Source organism: Sporosarcina sp. PTS2304 (genome assembly GCF_003351785.1).
GTDB lineage: Bacteria > Bacillota > Bacilli > Bacillales_A > Planococcaceae > Sporosarcina.
Genome location: NZ_CP031230.1, coordinates 285,757 through 310,115 on the forward strand (window position 1 = coordinate 285,757; position 24,359 = coordinate 310,115).

The 24,359-nt window shown below is 37.0% G+C and carries 25 protein-coding genes; all 25 read left to right on the forward strand.

The window, feature by feature from the left end:
• Window positions 1-59: 59 nt before the first annotated feature.
• The 25 genes from DV702_RS01170 to pseC all read left to right on the forward strand — a co-directional run bounded on the left by DV702_RS01170 (window position 60) and on the right by pseC (window position 24,343).
• Entirely contained in the window at window positions 60-818 is a 759-nt protein-coding gene (locus DV702_RS01170; RefSeq protein ID WP_114923061.1) for a formyl transferase, read from the forward strand.
• Between the two features lie 144 nt (window positions 819-962).
• Window positions 963-1,907 carry a GDP-L-fucose synthase family protein gene (locus DV702_RS01175; RefSeq protein ID WP_114923062.1) on the forward strand — a complete coding sequence of 315 codons (945 nt, stop codon included), beginning with the start codon at window positions 963-965 and terminating at the stop codon, window positions 1,905-1,907.
• Window positions 1,904-3,016, forward strand: a complete 1,113-nt coding sequence (locus tag DV702_RS01180) for a glycosyltransferase family 2 protein (RefSeq protein ID WP_114923063.1) — start codon at window positions 1,904-1,906, stop codon at window positions 3,014-3,016. Before DV702_RS01175 ends, DV702_RS01180 begins: the two co-directional genes overlap by 4 nt.
• Before the next feature lie 254 nt (window positions 3,017-3,270).
• Window positions 3,271-4,281, forward strand: a complete 1,011-nt coding sequence (locus tag DV702_RS01185) for a glycosyltransferase (RefSeq protein WP_114923064.1) — start codon at window positions 3,271-3,273, stop codon at window positions 4,279-4,281.
• A gap of 47 nt (window positions 4,282-4,328) precedes the next feature.
• Window positions 4,329-5,420 (forward strand): glycosyltransferase family 8 protein, encoded by a 1,092-nt coding sequence (locus DV702_RS01190; protein ID WP_114923065.1) that lies wholly within the window; start codon window positions 4,329-4,331, stop codon window positions 5,418-5,420.
• A gap of 179 nt (window positions 5,421-5,599) precedes the next feature.
• Window positions 5,600-6,742, forward strand: coding sequence for a class I SAM-dependent methyltransferase (locus tag DV702_RS01195; RefSeq protein ID WP_114923066.1), 1,143 nt, complete (start codon window positions 5,600-5,602; stop codon window positions 6,740-6,742).
• Window positions 6,743-6,803: 61 nt separating this feature from the next.
• Entirely contained in the window at window positions 6,804-7,928 is a 1,125-nt protein-coding gene (locus DV702_RS01200) for a glycosyltransferase (RefSeq protein ID WP_114923067.1), read from the forward strand.
• 85 nt (window positions 7,929-8,013) lie between these two features.
• On the forward strand, window positions 8,014-9,165 hold the full coding sequence (locus tag DV702_RS01205; protein ID WP_162805688.1) for a glycosyltransferase: 1,152 nt from the start codon (window positions 8,014-8,016) through the stop codon (window positions 9,163-9,165).
• Between the two features lie 18 nt (window positions 9,166-9,183).
• A complete protein-coding gene (locus DV702_RS01210; RefSeq protein ID WP_114923069.1) occupies window positions 9,184-10,551 on the forward strand; it encodes a sugar phosphate nucleotidyltransferase in 1,368 nt (455 codons plus the stop codon).
• 216 nt (window positions 10,552-10,767) lie between these two features.
• Window positions 10,768-11,328 (forward strand): hypothetical protein, encoded by a 561-nt coding sequence (locus tag DV702_RS01215; RefSeq protein ID WP_114923070.1) that lies wholly within the window; start codon window positions 10,768-10,770, stop codon window positions 11,326-11,328.
• 18 nt (window positions 11,329-11,346) lie between these two features.
• Entirely contained in the window at window positions 11,347-11,841 is a 495-nt protein-coding gene (locus tag DV702_RS01220) for a hypothetical protein (RefSeq protein WP_114923071.1), read from the forward strand.
• Between the two features lie 2 nt (window positions 11,842-11,843).
• A complete protein-coding gene (locus DV702_RS01225) occupies window positions 11,844-12,521 on the forward strand; it encodes a hypothetical protein (protein ID WP_114923072.1) in 678 nt (225 codons plus the stop codon).
• Between the two features lie 51 nt (window positions 12,522-12,572).
• Window positions 12,573-12,812 (forward strand): acyl carrier protein, encoded by a 240-nt coding sequence (locus DV702_RS01230; RefSeq protein ID WP_114923073.1) that lies wholly within the window; start codon window positions 12,573-12,575, stop codon window positions 12,810-12,812.
• Window positions 12,813-12,821: 9 nt separating this feature from the next.
• The gene (locus DV702_RS01235) at window positions 12,822-13,559 is read left to right on the forward strand and encodes an SDR family NAD(P)-dependent oxidoreductase (protein WP_114923074.1); all 738 of its coding nucleotides are present in this window, start codon (window positions 12,822-12,824) and stop codon (window positions 13,557-13,559) included.
• Window positions 13,560-13,590: 31 nt separating this feature from the next.
• Window positions 13,591-14,925, forward strand: coding sequence for an AMP-binding protein (locus tag DV702_RS01240; protein ID WP_240315660.1), 1,335 nt, complete (start codon window positions 13,591-13,593; stop codon window positions 14,923-14,925).
• On the forward strand, window positions 14,922-15,983 hold the full coding sequence (locus DV702_RS01245; protein WP_114923076.1) for a LuxE/PaaK family acyltransferase: 1,062 nt from the start codon (window positions 14,922-14,924) through the stop codon (window positions 15,981-15,983). The genes DV702_RS01240 and DV702_RS01245 overlap by 4 nt, the downstream gene beginning before the upstream one ends.
• On the forward strand, window positions 15,980-17,170 hold the full coding sequence (locus tag DV702_RS01250; RefSeq protein WP_114923077.1) for an acyl-CoA reductase: 1,191 nt from the start codon (window positions 15,980-15,982) through the stop codon (window positions 17,168-17,170). The genes DV702_RS01245 and DV702_RS01250 overlap by 4 nt, the downstream gene beginning before the upstream one ends.
• A 26-nt stretch (window positions 17,171-17,196) precedes the next feature.
• On the forward strand, window positions 17,197-17,850 hold the full coding sequence (locus DV702_RS01255; protein WP_114923078.1) for a hypothetical protein: 654 nt from the start codon (window positions 17,197-17,199) through the stop codon (window positions 17,848-17,850).
• 6 nt (window positions 17,851-17,856) lie between these two features.
• A complete protein-coding gene (gene pseH, locus DV702_RS01260; RefSeq protein ID WP_114923079.1) occupies window positions 17,857-18,393 on the forward strand; it encodes a UDP-4-amino-4,6-dideoxy-N-acetyl-beta-L-altrosamine N-acetyltransferase in 537 nt (178 codons plus the stop codon).
• Window positions 18,390-19,112, forward strand: coding sequence for a cytidylyltransferase domain-containing protein (locus DV702_RS01265; RefSeq protein WP_114923080.1), 723 nt, complete (start codon window positions 18,390-18,392; stop codon window positions 19,110-19,112). The genes pseH and DV702_RS01265 overlap by 4 nt, the downstream gene beginning before the upstream one ends.
• Complete coding sequence (pseG, locus tag DV702_RS01270; RefSeq protein ID WP_114923081.1) at window positions 19,112-20,089, forward strand: UDP-2,4-diacetamido-2,4,6-trideoxy-beta-L-altropyranose hydrolase; 978 nt, start codon at window positions 19,112-19,114, stop codon at window positions 20,087-20,089. Before DV702_RS01265 ends, pseG begins: the two co-directional genes overlap by 1 nt.
• Window positions 20,086-21,132, forward strand: a complete 1,047-nt coding sequence (gene pseI / locus DV702_RS01275; RefSeq protein WP_114923082.1) for a pseudaminic acid synthase — start codon at window positions 20,086-20,088, stop codon at window positions 21,130-21,132. Before pseG ends, pseI begins: the two co-directional genes overlap by 4 nt.
• Complete coding sequence (locus tag DV702_RS01280) at window positions 21,129-21,896, forward strand: AAC(3) family N-acetyltransferase (RefSeq protein WP_114923083.1); 768 nt, start codon at window positions 21,129-21,131, stop codon at window positions 21,894-21,896. The genes pseI and DV702_RS01280 overlap by 4 nt, the downstream gene beginning before the upstream one ends.
• A complete protein-coding gene (locus tag DV702_RS01285; RefSeq protein WP_114923084.1) occupies window positions 21,897-23,192 on the forward strand; it encodes a DUF4910 domain-containing protein in 1,296 nt (431 codons plus the stop codon).
• Entirely contained in the window at window positions 23,189-24,343 is a 1,155-nt protein-coding gene (gene pseC, locus DV702_RS01290; RefSeq protein ID WP_114923085.1) for a UDP-4-amino-4,6-dideoxy-N-acetyl-beta-L-altrosamine transaminase, read from the forward strand. Before DV702_RS01285 ends, pseC begins: the two co-directional genes overlap by 4 nt.
• The last annotated feature ends 16 nt before the right edge of the window (window positions 24,344-24,359 follow it).

Below are 24,359 nucleotides of genomic sequence, written 5' to 3' on the forward strand. Positions count from 1 at the left end.
GCTTATCATTCGTAAATTCAATGTCTAATATGTTCAATAAATAGAATGGAGAATATCTAGTGAGAATAGTATTTTGTGGTTTTGGTAGAGCAGGAAAAGAATGTTTACTTGAACTCTTGCGGAATGATGAAGTGAATAAAAGTAATCTCTTTGTATATACATATGATACAAAAGATAATATGGAGTTCATTAATCTAATAAAAAGCCTAAATATTAGCTTTTCATATAATAATATAAATCGTTCTATTTGTGAAGTGAAAGATTTTAATCCAAATTTATTGATATCAGTCTACTATAGAAATATAATCAGTGCAGAAATTTTACAAATAGTAAATTATAAAGCATTTAATCTACATCCCTCTTTATTGCCTAAATATAAAGGTTGCTTTTCAAGTGTGTGGGCACTATTAAATGGCGAAGTAGAAACAGGCATAACTTTTCATTATATTGATAATGGAGTTGACACTGGACGAATAATATTGCAAGAGAAAGTTGCAATAAATAAGGATGATACCGCCTATTCTTTATATCATAAATTAATCACTCGATTCGTGCAGAATTTTAATTTGGCTTTCGGTCTAGTTAAAAAAAACTACCAAGGGTATTTACAAAGTAAACACGATGGTTCGTACTATTCAAGAGATTTACCATTCGATGGTATGATTGAAGCTAAAACATGTACTTATGATTTTGCTTCTAGGTTTATTAGAGCAATGTATTTTCCGCCTTATCCATACGCTAAAATTAAATTTAGTAGAGATATAATAGAGTTTGACTGTGTGAAGAAATTAGAAGATTATACTGATGAATTTATTTAGGTAGATTCTAGCGAAGTGATTAGAAAGATATTTGTTACTTGTCTATAAATTTAGGAAGTGTTTTTCTAGTAAAAGAACTGACCTATTCAGTTCTTTTTATTTTGGCCGATATAAAGTAGAGAACTGTAGAAAAAGGTGTGTACAATGGAAAAGAAATCGAACATATATGTAGCAGGTCATCGTGGCCTCGTAGGTTCAGCAATTCTTCGTAAATTACATACAGACGGCTATACGAATTTACTTACACGAACGAGTAGCGAACTCGATTTAAGGTCGCAACAAGAAGTAAATGATTTCTTTAAAAAAGAACTTCCAGAGGTTGTATTTCTAGCCGCAGCTAAAGTGGGAGGTATTTTAGCGAATGCTACGTATCCTGGTGATTTTTTATATGATAATTTAATGATTCAATCGAATGTAATCGATGCTGCAAGACGTTACGGTGTGCAGAAGCTACTGTTTTTAGGCAGTACGTGCATCTATCCAAAATTAGCTCCACAGCCACTGAAAGAATCATACTTACTCACTGGTGAACTCGAGCCAACGAATGAGCCATATGCACTTGCGAAAATCGCTGGGATTAAATTATGTGCAGCCTATAACAAACAATATGGAACGAATTTCATGAGTGTCATGCCGACGAACTTATACGGACCGAATGATAATTTTGATTTGCAAACGTCTCATGTATTACCAGCATTAATGCGTAAAATTCACAAAGCAAAAGTACAAGAAGAACCAACTGTAACGATTTTAGGCACAGGATCTCCTTTACGTGAATTTTTACATATTGATGATTTAGCGGCTGCTTGTGTGTATTTGATGAGCCGTTATGAAGCCGAAGATCTTGGCGAATTCGTTAATATCGGTACAGGTCTTGAAATTACAATTAAAGCGCTTGCTGAAAAGTTATGTGAGGTAGTTGGATATGAAGGCGAACTGGTTTTTGATACGACAAAGCCAGATGGAACGCCACGGAAGCTGACAGATGTTAGTAAGCTTGCTAGTTTGGGTTGGCGCTATGGAATTGATTTTGAAGACGGCTTACGTGATACATATGCGTGGTATGTGAAAAATGAGGTGGGGAAATGAAACTGGCTGGACCGAAAATCACTATTATTACGGCTTGTTATAATAGCGAAGATACAATCGAGCAAACGATTCAAAGTGTGTTAAGTCAAACGTATGAAAATATTGAATATATTATTGTCGATGGTGCTTCTACGGATGGAACGATGGACATTGTTGAGAAGTATCGCGATCGGATAGATGTAGTGGTTTCTGAGAAGGATCGTGGCGTGTATGATGCGTTTAATAAGGGGGTAGAGCTTGCTACTGGTGAGTATATTATATTTTTAAATTCGGATGATTATTTTTATAAAACGGATGTTATGGAGAAATGTAGTGATTTTATCGTAAGTCACGAGTATCCGATCGGAATTTACGGTGATATTTTTATACTTAACGAAGAAACAGGGTTTGTTGACAGGTATAGTCGTGAAATAAGTATTGATGAAATGAAAAAAGGTTTTATGCCACCCCATCCGGCAACATTATTGAAAAGAAATGTTATAAAAGAGTATGGTGGATTTGATTTACAGTATAGAATTGCTGCTGATTTTGATTTGATATCCAAACTTTTCTTGAATTATGAAGAAGATATTCTACATATTGAACGAGTTTTAACAAACTTTCGGCTAGGAGGTTTATCTAGTCATATAGATACTATGCATATAACTAAAAGTGAAACAAACCAAATACTACATCAACACTTTCCAGGCAATGAAATAAATTACGGTCCACCAGCTTTACATAATAATGAATATTACTTGATGAAATGGGTGGAAATGATTATACATCATAAGAAATCCATAGGTGCTATATTAAAGTCTAAACAAGTAAATTCAGTTGCGATTTTTGGAAGTGGTGAAATGGCAGTATTGATAGCTACTGATCTCCAAGCATATGACATTAAAGTTGTTGGATATTTAGATAACGATATTAACAGACAAGGAATTGTAATGAATAATAGCGAAGTTTTCTCACCAAAATGGCTTATTGAAAATTTAAATTCAGTGGATTTGGTGCTATATGGTTTCCAGGGTAATCATGACAAGGACATTGATGCGCAACTAGCATTACTCTTAGGGGAAAATAGGAAAATACCTTGTTTAAGTTGGCGTGAAATTATCAGTCAATGAATCTGTTTTAATTTGTTGAAATTTATCGAAACATTATTATTTTAAAGTACTGGAAATAATTATAGATAATTTATCAGAGGTTGCTTCAAATAATTACAATATAATAAAGTCTACAACTATTGACTCAGTTAATAGTCTTTTGATAGAAAGCTGTCAACTATGTAAGCAAGCCTTGTAAATCGGGAGTATATAAATCTTACAATATTAAAGATTAAAGTAGTTGCACTAAAGTTTTGAAGCTGAGGAGTTTATTGATGATTAAGTTAAGCGTATTAACCACGATATTTAATGGTGAAGATTTCATTGATGAAATGTTTGAAAGTATAATTTCACAAACATTTAAAGATTTTGAGTGGATAATTATTGATGATGGTTCGACTGATAGTACTTGGGAGAAATTAAAAAAGTATAACGATAAACGAATCAAGCTATTTCGTTTAGATTCTAATAGAGGTGTGGGTTTTGCAAGTCATTATGCTTTATCTTTAGCTAGAGGTGAATACATAGCTAAAGTAGATGTAGATGATTTAAGTATGCCAACAAGATTTGAAAAACAAATTAGTTTTTTAAATGACAATCCGACTATTGATTTGATAGATACATTTGTTCAATACTTTCCCGACAATAAAAGCGTTAGTGAATCAGCTAGATATAAATTTTATGAAGAAGTACATGAAAAGTATGTTAATCAATACTTATCTGTTGATGAAATATCAGAAGAATTATATTGGAATTGTATCATTATAAATAGTGCTATGATGGCGAGAAAAGATAGTGTGTTATCAGTAGGATATTCTTGTGATTTAAAACAAGGTGAAGATTATTTACTATATTATGAAATGAACAAAGCTGGTATGAAATTTTATAAAATAAATGAAATTCTTGTCAAAGTAAGAATATCTGGAGTATCAACAACATCTTCAAATTGGGATAAAATAGATGATATTAAGTTGAATATAAAATCTGTAGAAAGAAATAGTTTTTTAATTAATGATAAAAGACCGCTTATCATATGGGGAGCAGGAAAAAATGGGAAAGATACTTTAAATTATATTCATCAAATTTATGGGATAAAGCCATCTATTTTCTTTGATTCTGACAAAACTAAAGCGGGGAAAAGTATTGAAGGGATAGCTATAGAACAACCTAGAAATTTTAAAGGGTATAAAATTTGCGTAGCTTCATCGTATGGACAAAATGAAATCATTAAAACACTTAAAGAACAAAATTATAAACCGTTAATTGACTACTACGTTGTGCTTTAATATCCTTAAGGGTATATTTCCAGGTTTTATATAAGGGAGATAAGGTTATGAATGACTGTATAAATATAATACTTGCCAGTGATGATGGATATATTCCACACGCTGCAGTGATGATGACATCTGTTTTAGAAAATACAAGAACGCCCGATAAAATACACTTTTTTTTATTAGATGCTGGTGTTAGTGTAACTAACCGTAAAATATTAGATGATATATCTACTAAATATAATGCAGCTATTGATTTTTTAACTATAAACAAGTCATTATTTACTGATTTTTATGTAAGCCATCATATTAATCATACATCCTATTTTCGAATAGTGGCTCCAACAATATTACCTAAGACTGTTGAAAGAGCTATATACTTAGATTGTGATTTGATTGTTACAAAAGATATTAATGACATGAGTGTGATTGATATAAAAGGTGCAACATTAGCGGCTGTTTCAGATCCTTATGGTTCCGAAAGAGTAACAGAACTTGATATTAAAAATAAAAGATATTTTAATGCTGGTGTTCTTTTAATAGATATTACTAAGTGGAATGAAAATAATTTAACAGAAAAGATTATTGATTATATTAAAGAAAATAATAATCTTTTGAAATTCTGGGATCAAGATGCCATTAACGGTGTAGTACAAGGTGAATGGTTTGAATTAGATTATAGATGGAATGCGCAAAAAAGGCATTTTGACGATATGAATGAAAGTAATCTCTTAAATCCTTTTATCATCCATTATACAAGCGACACTAAACCTTGGCATATACACTCAAAACATCCATTGAAGAGTAAGTATATAGAGTATAGTAATAAAACTGTATTTGGTAGACCTGATTTTTTAGCACCTAGTTTGAAAAAAAGAATGCTTAAAACTAAAAATGTGGTTTTTGGTGCCGGTGAATTGGCAAAGTCTTTTATAGAATACACTGATGCTGATATTGCTTATGTAATCGATAACAATCCACAAAGGTATACAGAAAAATTTAATAATTATTGTATTAAATCGCCTACAGTACTACAAAATGAACTAAAAAGCAAACTAACAATTCTTGTATGTAGTATGTATTTTAAAGAAATTAGTGAACAATTAAATGCAATGAGTTTTGTGGAAAACGAACATTACTATCAAGTTCGTTAATGGCAAAAAGAATATTCATACTTATGGAAAAGTAGCGTGCTTTTAATTGTATTATTAGTGATTGAATCTATTATTCGTAAAATAATCGTAAAGCTATGCAATAATTTTATAGGAAAAGGTAAGTAATGTGAAAAATATTTACTAAAATATTACGATTCAATAAGAAAAGAGGAATATGAATGGATAAAAGGGAATTTATTTCTTCTCTTAAAAATAACAAAATAGTTCTTTTCGGAGCTGGAGAAGCAGCAATCAATCTTTTAGATGCATATCCATTTCTGCCTGTAGACGCATTTTGGGATAATGACCCGACAAGATGGGGGACAGACTTTTGTGACAGAAGAATTACCCAGCCAGTTGCGTTAGATTCAATAAAGAATGAAAAACTATTTATACTCGTTACCTCAATGTATTGGATAGAAATCTCTTCACAACTGACGGAGATGGGATATGCAGAAGGTGAAGATTTTCAATCAATCAATCAATTTAATAGCTTGTTTGGGAAAAACCAATATTTTCAACCAGGCCATTTTTATTCTCCAATCCCTGATGTAGCTGAAATTAAACAAAATCACTATTTTGAAAACCTGCCTACAAATCTCAATGAAATACAATTAAATAGTGCTAAGCAAATTCAGTTATTTAAACAACTTGGTCCATATATAGTAGACTTTCAAAAGAATTATTCTAGTAAACAGTTTACTCGTTTTTATTTAAATAATAATTATTTTGATTTATTAGATGCAACAGTTCTTTATTCGATGATTTTGTTTGATAAGCCTACTCGGATTATTGAAATAGGATCTGGATTTACATCTGCGCTAATGTTAGATGTGAAAGAACTTTTTAATATAGACGATTTAGCACTAACCTTTATAGAACCGTATCCAGAAAGATTAAAGTCGCTACTAGATTCTAAAGATTATAAAAATGTAATAATTCATGAACAGAAAATTCAAGATGTAGATAAAAATATTTTTTCTGCACTGGAAAAAGACGATATTTTATTTATAGATAGTTCACATGTCAGCAAAATTGGTAGTGATGTAAATTATATTTTATTTGAAATATTACCAATGCTAAAAAAAGGAGTGAAAGTTCATATTCATGATATTTTCTATCCGTTCGAATATCCAGAAAAGTGGGTGTATGAAGGGCGTTTTTGGAATGAAGCTTATATACTCCGAGCATTTTTACAATACAATGATATGTTCGAAATTGAATTATGGAATCACTATTTAGAAGAGAATCATAAAGATTTATTTGTCGAGGAAATAGACGGTATTTCTAATGGTGGTAGTATATGGCTCCGGAAAAAGTGAATCATTTATAGTTCATTTTTTAAAAAAACAACAATAATATTACTATAAAAGTGGTGTTTCTATGAAAGCTTCTGTATTAATTAATAATTATAATTACGGCCGATTTTTAAAAGTCTGTATTGAATCTGTTATTGACCAAACGTATCCTGATGTCGAAATGATTGTTTATGATGATGGTTCTACAGATGAATCAATCAGTATAATGGAAGAATATAAAGAACAAATTCAAATAATAGCTCATGAAAATCATGGGAAGACGCCGAATATAAATCAAATGAATGCAATAAATAAAGCTTTTGAATTATCAACAGGAGATGTAATTTTACTGTTAGATAGCGATGATTTCTTTATGAATAATAAAATAGAGGAAGTCGTTTGTATATTTACAAAAGATTCTACAATTGAAGCGATTCAACATCCTCTGAAGACTGTTGATGCTGAAGGAAAGCCTACTGGAGTAATTGAACCAATCCTAAAATATAATGAAAACCCAATTGAATCGATTTATGCTACAAAAAATTTATTTCATCACTTTTCCATAACGAGTGGGCTTTCTTTTAGAAGAAGCTTTTTAAAAAATGTTCTTCCGTTAGTAGAAGATGAAAGAACTAAGCTTTTCTCAGATACTCGATTAATGCTATTAGCAGCCTTAGACACAAAAATCGCTACTATTTTTAGTCCGTTAGCATATTATCGTCGTCATGGAAAGAATGCTTGGGGGAGTATCGGAGATCCAGCTGTACATAAACAATACACCGAAGAACTGTATTCGTTCTTTAATGAAGTTACTAAGGTTAGAAATAAGAAACCAATCTATTACTCTGAGGAACTATTCCTAGAGAGTACGTACTTTTACGATAAAGTAAATTTGAATACGTGTAGGGAGTTTATTACTTCCGATAGTAATCAGGATTTCTGGATTTGGGGAGCAGGTGAAGCAGGACGAAGTGTTTTGCATGCATTAAGTGAATTTAAGCCTAGCTTTAAAGGATTTATAGATAGTGATAAGAATAAACAAGGAACTGTTGTCTCTGGGTACCCTGTATATTCACCAGAAGAAATTGTTAAACGTGAAAGTATGAAGTTACTTATTTCACCGTACCATGCATACGAAACGATTGCTATTCACTTAAAAGATTTACACATTAAAGAAGGTCTCCACTTTATCTATCCGTATAGTAAATGATTCTGTGAAGAAAGGCGGTTAATTTGTTTAGTGTTCTATGAAGAATGGGGAGATTTGTATCATTAGATATGATGTGACAGTAGTTATGCCTGCTTATAATGCAGAAGATTTTATTGAATTAGCGATTGCGAGTATTAAAAATCAAACATATCCCGTTAAAGAAATAATAGTAATTGATGATGGTAGTACAGATAGTACATATGAAATTGTAAAAGAATTAATGAAAGATCATAAAGCTTTAAAAATAATTAAACAAGATAATAAAGGTGCTTCTGCTGCTAGGAATATTGGAATTTCAAAGTCTAATAGTGAGTGGTTACTATTTATGGATGCGGATGATGAATGTTCTTCAAGATTAATAGAAATATATATTAAAGAAATAAGAAAGTCCGGAAAACATAACGAAATATCTGCGGTTTATTCGGCTTATCAGCAAATAGATGAACAGTCTACTATTATTTCTACTGTTTTACGGGGTGAAAAATTTACTGGTAATGAGGGATTTTGCAATATAATTAAAAGAAATACTATCATATCCCCATCAGGTGTATTAGTAAAAAAGTCAGCTATTATAGAAATGAATGGTTTTAATACATCTATTAAATATGTAGAAGATGTTGATTTATGGACACGCTTACTCGGGAATAATCATATAATTGAATATATAGATGAACCCCTTTCATTTATACGAAGACATAGTAGTAATATCACTTCTAGTATGGGTACTTCCCATGAAGCAGAGAAAGTTATTTTAAATCAATACGGACTAGAAATAATTAAAGAGAAATTATTTAGTAGAGATTACTCACCACTAGAAAATATACTAGATTATGCTGACTTTTTACTTCGTTATAAAGAGTGGAGCGAGTGTTTGGAATTATTAAATGAATTAGTAGTTGAAAAGACATCTACATACTATATAACGTACAGTTTCTTACGTTCAATTTGTCACGTCGAACATAAGGAGTATGGCAAAGCGTTAGAGTTATATGAAGACATATTAACAATTAATCCTGAACATGGTTCGTCATTAAATAATGCAGGTGTTTTATATAGTGTGAATGGTTTGCAAGAAAAAGCTAAAGAAGCGCTTCTCCGAGCATTACAGTTGTATCCTAATTATCTTGATGCGCAATATAATGCGCAGCTAATTGAAAACTGTGAAAGTGAGCTGTCACACTATCGTTTTACCATGCGTGAACTACGACCAGTATTGCTTTCGTATAGTACAGATTAAAGAGTTGAGGTGAATCTAATGAAACTAATTCTGCTATCCGGTGGTTCCGGAACACGTCTATGGCCATTGTCGAATGACTCGCGTGCGAAGCAGTTTTTAAAAGTGTTGAAAAATGAAGAAACAGACGAATTTGAATCGATGTTGCAACGTGTGTTTCGACAGTTGGCTTCGGTCGTTTCTAAAGAAGATATGATTGTCGCTACGAATGCGGCACAAACAGATATGCTGCGTAGTCAAATTGGTTCGATTCCGATTGTAGTGGAACCAGAGCGACGAGATACGTTTCCAGCGATTGCGCTTGCGTGTGTCTATTTGTACTCGAAGCTAGGAATTGCACGTGATGAAGTAGTTAGTGTTGTGTCGGTCGATTCATTTGTGGATCCAGTATTTTATGAACGAGTGAGCGAGTTAGGAGAGCTTGTGGTGGAGACTGGAGCAGAGATGGGCTTACTTGGTGTGAAGCCAACGTACCCTTCTTCGAAATACGGGTATTTGCTGCCAAAGCGTAATGCAGAGTATATGGAAGTCGGTCGTTTTGTGGAGAAGCCAACGGAAGAAGCTGCTGAAGAGTTAATTGAGCAAGAAGGAGCCTATTGGAATAGCGGGGTATTTGCTTTTCCTTTGTCTTTAATACTTAATTTACTTGTGGAAAAAGGTTTTTCTGTTGAATATGATGTATTGCTGGAGAAGTTCTCTTCATTACCTAAAAATAGTTTTGACTATGAAGTTGTGGAGAAGCTGTCTAAGATTGTGGCATTAACGTATGATGGGTACTGGAAAGATTTAGGGACATGGAATACGTTGACGGAAGAGATGTCAAGCGAAATTGTCGGCAATGGTGCGGTAAGTGATGATTGTGTTAATACACATATCGTCAATGAGCTGGTGTTGCCAGTGAAAGTGCTTGGTGTTTCAAATGCAGTAGTTGCGGTAAGTGCAGATGGGATTTTAGTGACGGACAAGCCAGCTAGTTCGCGTATGAAAGATATGTTGCTTGATGGATTATTTTCACGACCGATGTATGAAGAGCGACGATGGGGTTGGTATCGTGTGCTAGATGTGACGAAAAAAGAGAACCGTGAAATTTTGACGAAGCGTTTATGTGTTCATCAAGGCAAAAACTTGAGCTATCAATATCATAATCATCGAGAGGAAACATGGACGATTATTTCGGGATTAGCAATTTTTGTGTTAGATGGTGTGCAGAGATTAGTCCATGCAGGTGATGTGTTGCAAATTCCAGCCGGTGCGAGGCATGCGCTGTATGCTGAGACCGAGACGGAGTTTATTGAGGTGCAGATTGGAGCACCGCTTGTGGAAGAGGATATTGTGAGAGTGACGGAAGACTGGCAAGAAACGATTTCACAATGTGCAGAGTTTAAATGAGAAGAAACTTGTAAGAATACAGAAAAATTAAGGAGAATTTATTTTTGATTGGATTCCCATTGCTTAATTTAGGGTACACAATAGTTAGAATAGTCTAGTTTAACCTTATACATTTTAGTATACTAGTAGTAGAGCAAACGTGATAAATAGATTTTCTGATGAATTTTAAAGTCGCTAGTAAATATAATAATGCTACATACAAAGGCGGGTTGGTCTATGGAACTTAAAGAAGTAAAAATAACAATTAGTCATAAATTTAATTTCTTTGAGAATAAGGAAATAGATCGCATTATTTCTAATATTCCATTTAATAAACTTGAAACACAAGTTTCAGAAATGAATAAGTTAGCTATTATTAAAATGGAAAACAATTTTTATATGATTATTAGTGATAAAAGTATTCAATTTAGAATGCGTCAATTAGATGTGTTGAATAGTAATTTAGAGATTTTAAATGTCTTTGATGAAAATATAAAAGAGTATTTTCGATTAGAGTTGATATCATTTAACGGAATATTACATGAAACATCTAATGAAGAAACGTATAACCAATCATTTGGCGATAATTTTCCTAGTTGTTATAAAGTGAGAATGCTAGGTATAGATATTGAATCTGATAATTTTATGTATCGCTTATCTTTAAACAAAAAGAAGAAATTTACTAAAGTAATGGTTAATACGTTAGTGAATAGTAATATTCAAAAAATCGAGCAAAATTGTAAGGGTGCGTATGAAGAGTTTATAAAGAAATTGGAAATTTTATATCCGCTTTTATAATATGAGGGAGTGATTGACATGGTTACTATGCCTAGTTATGAAGACCAATATGCAAATGAATCAGGAATTGAAGTTGATCATAAGATAGAGCATGCAGGGTTAATTTCTTCTTTTTTGCATTTGGAGGATTATTTAAATACAGAAAGTAATTATTTTCTTGTGGAGGGTTTAGAAAGAGATCCAATAGAGAAGTCTGTCTTTAATATATTGAACAATATAGAAAAGAGGGATAGCTTGGATAAGGATTATTCGAGTACTTTACCAAATGAACTATTGGCAAACTACAATGAAATGATGAATGCTAGTAAAAGAAATCCACTGAAAATATTATCAACGAATGAAGAACAATTAGCCTATATCCTGAAAATGGAGAAAGTGTATAATCGCTCTACTCAAGAACATATTAGCTTCATGAGAGCAAAAGAATATGAAGGCAGTGTTGAAGAAAGAACATGGTACAATATTGCACGGCAGTTAAAAAGAAATGGCGTGCTTCCAGAGTTGGAGGTTTAATTTTGTCAATTCAAGTAAAATCAGCTTTAGAAAGTGATCGGATTTCACATTCTTATCCTTATATTGAATTATTACAAGCTTATTCCGAAAATGAATATAAAGGGTTCTATGAGTTGGCGCAAGAAATAGAAGAACAGGTTGGCGGTGCATTGGAGGGCGCTTCTTTAGAGTATATACGCTATCCAGAAAGTGCATCGCTTTTTCATGTGATTGAAGATAACTTTCCTGTGTTTATGCATATGAATCCAACAAGTAGCGAAGTCGATTATTATAAGTTGGGGAGTCTTCAAACTTGTTATCCTTATTCACACACAGAAAAGCCAAGTGGTATTATACTTGAAGATCAGTCATACTTGCAAATTGACTTTACTTTTGCTCATCATATTAAAAGCATGAAAATGTTTCTTCTATATTCCAGTTTTCATTATGGTCGATGTAATTCAGATAAAGAAGAGTTCTATTTCTTTAGATTCGATAAAGAAAGTGACTTTATGTTTAGAGTTAATACTGATCCCGAATACCTTAATTATAAACCAGTCTATCATTTTCACGGTAATTGTGACGAACCTCATTTTAGTGTAAAAAGATTTGGAGTTATAGATAAATTAGATTACATTATAGACTTGTTAAAAATAAATCTAGAAAGAATAGAAAGCAAGACAGCTAAAGCACACTTTTAAGTACATAATAAGTACTTTTTATATGGCTATTAGAACAGTAGGAGGATCACCATGAACACAAAAAAACTAAAACAAGTTTTCGCAGAAAGTTTGAATATCGACCCATCTATCGTAGTAGACGATCTCACATTCAATTCCATACCTGAATGGGATTCGATTGCGCATATGGCGTTAGTCACGGAGATTGATGATGTGTTTGATATTATGCTAGATACGGATGATGTGCTCGATATGAGTTCGTTTGCGAAAGCGAAAGAGATTTTGTCGAAGTATGATATTTCATTTGAGTAGGTGACTGCTATGTTAAAGGGGAAGGTCATTTTAGTGACCGGTGCGACTCGCGGAATTGGGCAAGCTACGGCTGTTGTGCTTGCGGAGCGTGGGGCGCAAGTTGTGCTGCATGGACGTACTGCTGAAGGGCTAGCTGAAACAGTTGCTGCTGTGGAGGCGATAGGATACAAGCCGTTTACAGTGCTTTATGATGTGACTGATGAGTTAAATATGAAGCAGGCAATTGTAGCGATTAAGAAAGAATTCGGGCGCTTGGACGGTTTGGTGAACAATGCAGGCATCATGCAAGAAGGTTTGCTTGGTATGCTGAAGACTGCGTCTGTTCAGGAGATGATGACTGTCAATGTGACGTCTGCGCTCGTTCAGATGCAGTATGCGTCGAAGCTAATGATGAAAAATGACTCCAGTTCGATTGTCAATGTCAGTTCAGTTATCGGGCTACATGGCGCAGAAGGTAGCGCGGCGTATGCAGCGAGCAAGGCAGCGGTTGTCGGCTTTACGAAGTCTGCGGCGAAAGAGTGGGCGGCTAGGGGAATTCGTGTAAATGCTGTAGCACCTGGGTTTATCGAAACGGATTTGACCGCGCATTATGAAGGGACTCGTAAGGAAGGCGTGCTTTCGACTATTAAGATGCAACGGTTCGGACAAGCGCGTGAAGTGGCGAATGTTATCGCGTTTTTGTTATCGGATGATGCTTCATACGTAACGGGTCAAATTATTGGAGTGGATGGAGGCATGGTGATTTGACCATGTCTTTTTGTCTTAGAAAGGGGAATGGATGATGTCTTTCTTTTCGCTTACTAGTGAGCGTATTGCAGTGGTCACGAAAAACCGGACGTATCGTTATTGTGATATTCCATGTATGGAGTTTGACAGTCCGTCTAAAGAATTGATCGTAATTTTGTGCGAGAATACAATAGAAGTGCTCGGGGCTTATGTGAGCGCAGTAAATAGTGGTCATGCGACGATGCTTCTTTCAAATGACATGAATCGCGATCTTTTGGCTGATCTCCTAGACACTTATAAGCCGAAGTGGATTGTCGGGCTGGACGCTTTTGAAGGCTATGCATGGCAAAAGGACAAGTTGGTACGTGCGCAAGATATTTCTCAAGTAATTCATAAGGAGTTAGCCGTGTTGTTGAGCACGTCAGGAACGACGGGTAGTCAGAAGTTTGTGAGGCTGTCATATCGGAATCTGAAAGCGAATGCTGAGTCGATCATTACGTATTTATCAATCGATGCGAGTGAGCGTGCGGTGATGAATTTGCCTCTTTCCTATTCGTACGGTTTGTCGATCGTCAACAGCCATTTCCTTGCCAGTGCTTCCATTGTACTGACAGATGAGAGTGTGATGGCACAGTCGTTTTGGTCATTAGTGAATGAACAGAAAGCGACGTCCCTTGCAGGTGTACCGTTTACGTATCAAATGCTTCAGCGGATTGGTTTCCTTACGATGGATCTCCCTCACTTGCGGACATTGACAGAAGCAGGCGGACGTTTGCCAGTAAAATTGGTGGAGCTGTTCGCAGATTATGCGAAAAAGCATGACAAACGATTTTTTGTCATGTATGGGCAGACAGAAGCTGCGCCGCGCATTTCCTATATTCCGCACGATCGGGTGCTCGACAAGCCAGGTTCGATCGGTATTGCCGTTCCAGGGGGCGAATTGTCGATTGATGCCGAGACAGGTGAACTCATTTACTATGGTCCCAATGTCATGATGGGATACGCTGAATGTCTTGCAGATTTAGCTAATGCTGATGAGATGCATGGTGTCCTTCACACGGGCGACACCGCGGTTATGGATGACGAAGGGTATTTTACGATTACGGGGCGCCTGAAGCGTTTCATTAAATTATTTGGCCTGCGTCTGAATTTGGATGAAATTGAGCGTACGTTGGAGAAAGAGTTCCATATCGCTGTAGCTTGTGTAGGGAATGACGATAAACTAGTTATACTAGTAGAAGAAGAGTCGGCTGTGGAGCCAGTGAAGCAAGCGGTAGCAACACTGTATAAATTGCACAGAACGGCATATAAAGTAAAAGCCCAAGATATCCCGCGTCTGCCGAATGGGAAAATAAATTACGTAGCTATAAAGGAGACGTCCGTATGATTGTTCCTTTTCATCTGGCACAACAAGAAAAAGAGCGTATGTTGACAGGGAAGTTGAACGAGCTGACGAAGTGGCATATGGAGAAGTGTCCCGAGTACCGGGCGATGCTTCAGAAGAGTGGTGCGATCGTTGAAGCGGAGACGATCGGTGCTGTACCTTATTTGCCGGTGCAGTTATTTAAGTTGATGGATTTGAAATCTGTTGCTCATGACGAAGTTGTAAAAGTGCTGACTTCAAGTGGGACTACTGGACAGCAAGTGTCGAAGATTTATTTGGATCGAGAAACCGCTGTGGCTCAGACGAAGACACTCGTCGATGTGATGAAGCCCATTTTAGGTAGTAAGCGGTTGCCAATGATTATTTTGGATACGAAGTCGGTATTGAAAGATCGAAAGTCTTTTAGTGCGCGTGGTGCGGGAATTCTAGGGTTTTCTAATTTTGGACGCAAACATTTTTATGCATTGCATGATGATATGTCGCTTGATCTGGAAGGCTTGCAGGCGTATTTGAAAGAGTATGAAGGGCAAAGAATATTGTTATTTGGGTTTACATTTATGATATGGCAGTATGTTTATAAAGAAGCTGTGGCGCGTAATGTCCAATTGGATTTTGGGGATAGTGTGTTAATTCATGGTGGAGGGTGGAAGAAGTTGGCGGATGAAGCGGTTGACACGCAAACGTTTAATCGTCTACTTTCTGAGAGGCTCGGGATTCGTCATGTGCATAATTATTATGGCATGGTGGAACAAGTAGGTTCTATCTTTGTCGAGTGTACACATGGATATTTGCATGCACCGAGCTATGCAGATGTGCTGATCCGTGATCCAATTACATTTGATGAGTTACCACTAGGTGAAAAAGGTTTGATCCAAGTAGTGAGTGAGTTACCTAAGAGCTATCCAGGACATTCTTTGCTGACGGAGGATGTAGGGACGATCATTGGTATCGATGATTGTGCTTGTGGTTGGAAAGGAAAATATTTCACTGTAGCAGGTCGTATTCCTAAAGCTGAGATAAGGGGATGTAGTGATACGTTTCAGGAAGGTGATCGTAGATGAAGATGTTTTGGCCAAAAGACGTTGATTGGACGCATGCACTTGCCCGATTAGAAAAACAACAATCTAACCAGCCATTTGATGAAGTTGTTCTTTCATTCATGCAGGTGCTCTCGAAGCGCTTTGTGCGGATGAATCAAATGCCTGAAATAGTTGCGCTCGGGTTTTGGTTGAGGAAAGCAAATATCCAGAAGTTGCGCGAGTCATTTGGAGATAGTGGTCGTGTCGTGAAAGCGAGAGGAACGGTATTTCATATTGCTCCTTCTAACGTAGATACGATCTTTGTTTATTCGTGGATGCTGTCGCTTTTAGCAGGAAATCGTAATGTGATCCGTGTGTCGAGTAAAGAACAAACTGGGATGAGTGTTCTTTTGCGAACGATTGTGGAGGAGTTAGAAGATCCTCAGTTTACTTCGATTGCAAAAGGGACGATTATTTGTACATATGGCCACGAAGAAAATATGACTGCTGTAATTAGTGAAATATGCCATACACGAGTCATTTGGGGCGGAGACGAAACTATTCGAGCGATACGACAAATACCTTTGGCGCCACTTGCCAATGAACTAACGTTTCCAGATCGTTTTTCATTGGCGTTAGTGAGTAGTGAAGCGGTTTTTGCATTGACTGAAGTAGAGTTGGATCGGTTGACAGATCGTTTTTATAATGATGTGTTTTGGTTTGATCAGATGGCTTGTTCTTCTCCTCGATTAGTCATCTGGACAGGTAGCTGTCACGATTTAGCGAAGGATCGTTTTTGGTCTGCTTTCAAGAAGAAAATAGAAGCGAAAGACTATGAATTAGCGGCGGCAACTCAGGTGATGAAATTGACGACTACGTTACAAATGGCTACTGACGACTCGGTGTCTACAGTTCGCCCTACTACTTATTATTCGCGAGTGCAGGTAGAAGAAATGCCGTCAAGGGCACGAGAGAGACATTGTGGCGGTGGCTTGTTTTATGAGTATGATGCAATAGATGTATTAGAAGCAGCTACATGTTTGGTAGATAAAGATCAAACGGTGTCATACTTTGGTTTTACTAAAGAAGAGTTGGAACAATTTTTACATGCTATTACTACACGTGGAGTAGATCGAATTGTACCTGTTGGGCAAGCATTAGATTTCAGTGGCGTGTGGGATGGCCAGAACTTTTTGACTTCATTTACTAGGGAAGTTGTGATGAGATGAAATGGATGAAAGGTCGGGGATAAAAGATGGAGAAAGTTTATACACGTGAACAAATACGATTCCTGAGGGTAGTGCTGGAAGATCTACAATATTTAGCAAATGACTGGAAAGAGGGTATTGAAGAAAGTAAAATCCGAAGAGATAGTGTGATTTTAAGAAGGCTTTTAGTAAATGGTGATTACGGAAATGCTTGGCGATTATGTGGTTATAACAAAAGCCCGAAATTAAGGGTGCCGATAAAAGATAATATAAAAGAAGATAGCCTCATTTTCTATCAAGATGGTGGTGGATCTTCAAATGGAATAGAAATTCAGAATTTTGCTGTATATAATGAAGTATTAAATCCAGATACTAAAATATCGAAAATTGATAATGTAAAGCAGACACTTCATCTTGATCAATTTTTAAATAGCGATTGTTTAGTATATAAAGGGATTAGATATAATAGACAGCAAATAATAAAGTTTGTATGTAATAAAACTGGTGGAGCACATATTAGTTCGAATAAGAATAAAGATCCAAAAGATGACTCTCTATATGACTTAATTGATGACGAGCTTAACATACTTAGTAAAAATGTAGTTTATTATGAAATGTTATCAATAGGTCAATCCTTAGTAAATTCAAAAGATATTTATAAGCTAATAAAAAAAATAAAAAATATTATTTATTCAGGTTAGTTCAATATGAAATGGATAGACATTCAAGATAGCCACTTGCAACAAATTTTGGATTGGCGAACAAGTGATGCGGTGACGCGCTACATGTATACGGATATTGACTATAGTTTAGAAAATCAGAAAAAATGGTTTGCTTCAATTCAAGCAGATGAGACTGGACGATATTGGTTAATGGAGCATCGCGGCGAGTTAGTTGGCTTTATTTCGATTACGGATATTGATTGGCGACATAAACGAGGATTTTGGAATTTTTATATAGGGAATCCAAAGTATGCGATGATCGCAGGACTACTTGGAGCGTATATGTATAATTATGCGTTCTATACGCTCGGTCTCGAGAAGTTATGTGGCGAGGTGTTAGATCGTAATGAAGGTGTACGTGCATTACATCAGAAGTTAGGAGCACGGGAAGTGGGTGTGCTTGAACATCATATTTTAAAACATGAAACTTGGCATGATGTACACCTATTTGAGATGACGAAAAAGCGTTGGCAAGACGTTGGCCAGAAGTTTAGTAAATATGTTCCGGAGGTGGAAGTATGAAAACGATCATCATTATCCAAGCACGCATGGGTTCTACGAGATTGCCAGGCAAAATTTTGAAACGACTAGGAACGACAGACGTGCTAACATATGTGACTGCACGCTGTAAGAAAGTTCAAGGCGTGGCTGAAGTGATTGTTGCGACATCTACTTTACCTCAAGACGATGCAGTTGCAACTTGGTGTCACGAACAGAACGTAACGTGTTTCCGTGGTTCAGAAGAAGATGTATTGGATCGCTACGTTCAGTGTGCGAAAATGTATGAACCGGATTATATTATGCGTGTGACAGCGGATTGTCCGTTCGTAGATTATGAGTTAGCGAGTGTTGGGATTGCTGCGATGGCTGAACAGCGTCGAGATGTACTGCGTTTTGTCGGGCAGATGCCTAGAGGATTAGCGGTTGAAATGATTTCGTATAAGGCACTTTTGCGGATTCATGAGATCGGTCTGGAGCCAAGACACCGCGAGCATGTGACGTACTATGCGTATGAGTATGCGAATGAGTTTACTTTTGCACAATGTGTTGTACCTACGAATCGTTTGCATCCTGAATTGCGTATCACGTTAGACACCGATGAAGATTATGCGCTTTGTGTGGCGGTTGCAAATCATTTTGACGATGAGTTGGTGTCGAGTGCAGAAGTGATTCAGTATTTACTAGATCATCCAGAAGTAGCTATAGTAAATGCACATATTGAACAGAAGCCGGTGAACTGATGAAGAGTGTATTGATTCGTACAGATGCGTCGGTTGCGATGGGCTCTGGACATGTGATGCGTTGTGTAACGGTTGCGGAATGTTTGCGAGATCGTGGGTGTGACGTCATATTTATGATGGAGCCATTACCCGGTAATTTAATCGAGTGGGTGAAAGCTAAAGGCTTCTTAGTCGTGCAAAATTTTCAACCTGTAGACGTATGTATTATTGATCATTATGGAATTGACGAGGGGTGGGAACGTTCGATTCGTGACGACGTCAAGAAGATTGTTGTTATTGACGATTTAGCGAATCGCCGCCACGATTGTAATATGTTGATCGATCAAAATATGGTGCCAAATTTTGAGAGCCGTTATGATACGCTTGTTCCTGACCATTGTCACAAGTTATTAGGGCCAATATATTTGATCATGCGTGACGAATTTATACAGGCTAGACGGCAGGCAAAAGTTCGCGACGGTCGTGTACATAATGTACTAGTGTTCATGGGAGGTAGTGATCCGACAAATGAGACGATGAAAGTGCTGAACGCTTTGAACGGATCAAGCTTCACCAAAGTGGACGTAGTCGTGGGAGCGTCGAACGTCATGAAACAGGATATTGAATTGTTATGTGCGGAAGCAGGTTATACATTTTATTGTCAAATAGATTATATGGCTCGCTTGATGGAACAAGCGGACTTTTCTTTTGGAGCTGGTGGAAGTACAACGTGGGAAAGATGTTACGTTGGGTTGCCATCGTCAAGTACGATTGTGGCAGATAATCAATTGATTACGACAGAGACGGCTGCAAACCTTGGCGCTGTATACAATGTTGGCTGGCATGAAGAAGTAACGGTGGAGACGTATAGAACGCTTATTCAATCGTTACAGACAGAACGAGTAAAGTGGAAACAGATGAGCGAGCGCGGAATGGAGTTAACAGAAAGTCCACGTCCCAATCCTTGGATAGATACGATAATGGAGTTGATGGAATGATAAACATAGCAGGTCGAGAAATCGGTGTACATACGAAACCATTCATCATTGCAGAAATGTCGGGTAATCATAATCAGTCGTTAGAACGTGCATTGCATTTAGTAGATTTGGCGGCTAAAGCAGGAGTGGATGCGGTGAAGTTGCAAACGTATACGCCCGATACGATGACACTCGATATACATACAGGTGAGTTTTTCATCGAAAGTGATACGAATTTATGGAAAGGACAGTCACTTTACAGTTTGTATGAAGAAGCGTACACACCGTGGGAATGGCATGAAGCGATTTTTGCGCGTTGTCGGGAACATGGCATAGTAGGGTTCAGCTCGCCGTTTGACGAGACGGCAGTAGACTTTTTGGAGACATTAGACGTACCGGCATATAAGATAGCTTCGTTTGAGAATATTGATTTGCCGTTAATTCGAAAAGTAGCGGCTACTGGAAAGCCAATTATTGTTTCGACAGGCATGGCAAGTGTGGCGGAGTTGGATGAAGTCGTTCAAACGGTTCGTTCGCAAGGAAATGAGAAATTGATTTTATTGAAGTGTACGAGTACATATCCTGCAACACCGGCGAATTCCAATCTATTGACGATTCCTCATTTACAACATTTGTTCGGGACAGAAGTAGGGTTGTCAGATCATACGATGGGGATTGGGACTTCTGTTGCGGCAGTCGCACTTGGCGCTTCGGTTATTGAAAAGCATTTCACGACTTCCCGTGCAGATGGTGGAGTAGATGCGGCATTTTCTATGGAGCCGCAGGAGTTACAATTGCTGGTGGAAGAGTCTGAACGAGCGTGGCAAAGTCTTGGGAATATACAATATGGGCCAACGCGTGCAGAAGTGGATTCTTTGGAGCATCGTCGTTCGTTGTATATCGGGGAAGATGTACAAGCTGGTGATGTCTTGACGAAAGAAAACGTCCGTATTATCCGACCAGGGTATGGACTAGCGCCTAAGTATTTGGATTTGGTTGTAGGGAAGACGATTAAAAAGGATGCTTTGAAAGGTACGCCACTTAGTTGGGAGTTGTTGTTATGAACCCGTACATAAGTATAGTTGAAGCTTTCGAGTTAAAAAAAGGCGATATCGTATTAGTTGCTTCAAATCTCATAAAACTTGTAATGCAAGCGAGGAAAAGAAAAGAGAGATTTCAAGTAGATATATTAATTGATTGTTTAATTAGTGCGATAGGCCAGGAAGGAACATTGTTGTTTCCCACGTACAATTGGGACTACTGCAATGGAGTTGCTTTTGATTATCATAAAACTATTTCAAAAACTGGCTCACTGAGCAATGCAGCTTTGAAAAGAGAAGATTTTCTTCGTACAAAACATCCTATTTATTCATTTGCAGTTTGGGGAAAGGATCAGGAGAAGTTAGTAAATTTGCAAAACAAAAGTGCTTTTGGTAAGGACTCGCCATTTGCGTACCTCCACAAGCACCACGCTAAAATGATTATGATAGATGTAGATTATCAAAATTCCTTTACTTTCGTTCACTATGCAGAAGAAATGGCCGCTGTCACTTATCGTTACATGAAGGAGTTTACAGCTGATTATATCGATGAAAATAATCAAATGCATAAGACAACTTATTCAATGTTGGTGCGAAATTTGGACATGGGAGTGCAAACGAAAGTTAATCCGATTGGAGAAGAGATGGAGAAAAAAGGAGTCGCTACTGTAACAGATGTACATTCTATCATATGCAGGGTGGTGGATTTAAATAAGGCATACGGAGTAATAATGGATGATATTGAAAGTAATGCCTCTAATAAATTGTATAGTACAAGGAGCGACTGAATGATTAATGTAGACGAAGGAAAAGAAATGTATGAATTGATGAAAAGATTGTTTCCGATCTGTAGAAGTATTACAGGAGACGGCGTAAGAAAAACGCTACGTATTTTACAAGAACATATTCCTATAACGATAGTGGAAGTCCCCACCGGAACTCAAGTATTTGATTGGGAAATACCGAACGAATGGAATATTCTGGACGCCTATGTCATGGATGAATACGGGACGAAAGTGATAGACTTTAAAGAAAATAACTTACATGTGATGGGCTATTCAGTTCCAGTGAATCAAGAAATGTCGCTTGATGAACTTCAGGAATATTTGTACTCGTTAAAAAAGCAACCTGATGCTATACCATATATAACCTCCTATTACAAAGAACGTTGGGGTTTTTGTCTTGCGCATACTGAGCGCCAACGTTTAAAAGATGGAATGTATAAAGTATATATTAATAGTGAGCTAAAACCCGGAAGTTTAACATATGGTGAATTAATAATTCCAGGAGAAACAGAAGAAGAGATTTTTCTATCTACTTATATATGTCATCCTTCCATGGCCAATAATGAACTGTCTGGTCCAGTGTTGGCAGTTGCTTTAGCCAAATGGCTACTTGCAAGAAAAAATAAATATACGTACAGAATCGTATTTATACCTGAGACAATAGGTTCTTTGACATATCTGAGCAGAAATTTGGAGCACATGAAGAAAAATATTGTAGCGGGCTTTAACTTGACTTGTGTAGGTGACGATCGAACATATTCTTATTTGCCATCTAGACAAGGTAATACACTAGCGGATAAAGTAGCCATAAATGTTTTGAAAAACCACTTTCCCGAGTTTGTAGAATATACATATTTGGATAGAGGCAGCGATGAACGTCAATATTGCAGTCCAGGCATCGATTTGCCAGTTGCGAGTCTTATGCGGACAAAATATGGTCAGTATACAGAATATCATACGTCTTTGGATAATTTAGATCTTGTCACGCAAGACGGTTTGCAAGGTTCTTTTACTTTATACAAAGATTGTCTCGAGTTGCTGGAATGGAATGAATATTACCAAATAGCTTGTTTAGGAGAGCCGCAACTCGGTAAGCGTGGGTTGTATCCGACGCTTAGTACGAAAGAGTCGGGGAGCATGGTTCGTGAAATGATGAATTTTATTGCATATGCAGATGGATCTAATGACTTGGTCGATATAAGCAATATTATCGATGCACCTGCAAAAAGATTAATACCTATAGTTGAAAAATTGATCGAAAATAATTTGCTGTTAGTCAACAGAGGTGAAAAAGAATGAAAAAAAGAAAAGATTTTTTATCGTACGGCAAACAATCAATAGACGAGTCAGACATTGCGGCTGTAGTGGAAACATTACAGTCGCCTTTTTTAACACAAGGACCGAAAGTGGAGCAGTTTGAGCGTGCTGTGGCGGATTATGTTGGCGCGAAGTATGCGGTGGCGTTTGCGAATGGTACAGCGGCTCTGCATGGGGCTTGTTTTGCGGCTGGCATTAGTAAAGATGACGAAGTGATTACGACACCGATTACGTTTGCGGCTACAGCGAATGCGGTTCTTTATTGTGGCGGTATGCCGGTTTTTGCGGATATTGACGCAACGACGTATAATCTCGATCCGGTGGCAGTTCGGCAAAAAATTACCTCTCGTACGAAAGCGATTATGCCAGTAGATTTTACAGGACAGCCAGTGGATTTAGATAAGATGATGCAGATTGCAAAAGAACATAATTTGGTAGTGATTGAAGATGGCGCACATTCTCTAGGGGCTTCATATAAGGGACAGAAAGTAGGCGCTCAAGCACATATGACGATGTTCAGTTTTCATCCGGTAAAACCGATTACGACAGGTGAAGGCGGTATAATTACGACAAATTCTGAAGACTATTATGAGAAGTTAAAGGTATTTAGAAGTCATGGAATTAGCAAAACTCCTTATTCAATCGAGCAAGGGGATTGGTATTATGAAATGACGGATTTAGGCTTTAATTATCGGATGAATGATATACAAGCGGCCCTCGGTTTGTCACAATTATCTAAAGTAGATAGTTTTATTGCACGCAGACGTGAAATCGCTTCGTTGTACAATAAAAAATTAGTGAATGTACCAGGTGTAGTTGTGCCGAAACAGCTAGAAGAAACGGAGTCTGGGTGGCATTTGTATATGATTCAATTGGATGAACGGATTACCGGTAAAACTAGAAGAGAGATATTTGACGAGATGCGAGCGCGGAATATAGGGGTACACGTTCATTATATTCCGGTCTATTGGCATCCATATTATCAGTCGCTAGGCTATGAAAAAGGAATGTGTCCGATCGCAGAGCAATGGTATGAACGTGCGTTGACATTGCCGATTTTTCCACAGATGACGAATGAAGATGTCGATGATGTGGTGGAGTGTTTGAAGTCCGTGTTACATCCACTTAAATAACAGCTTTTTGTGTCGA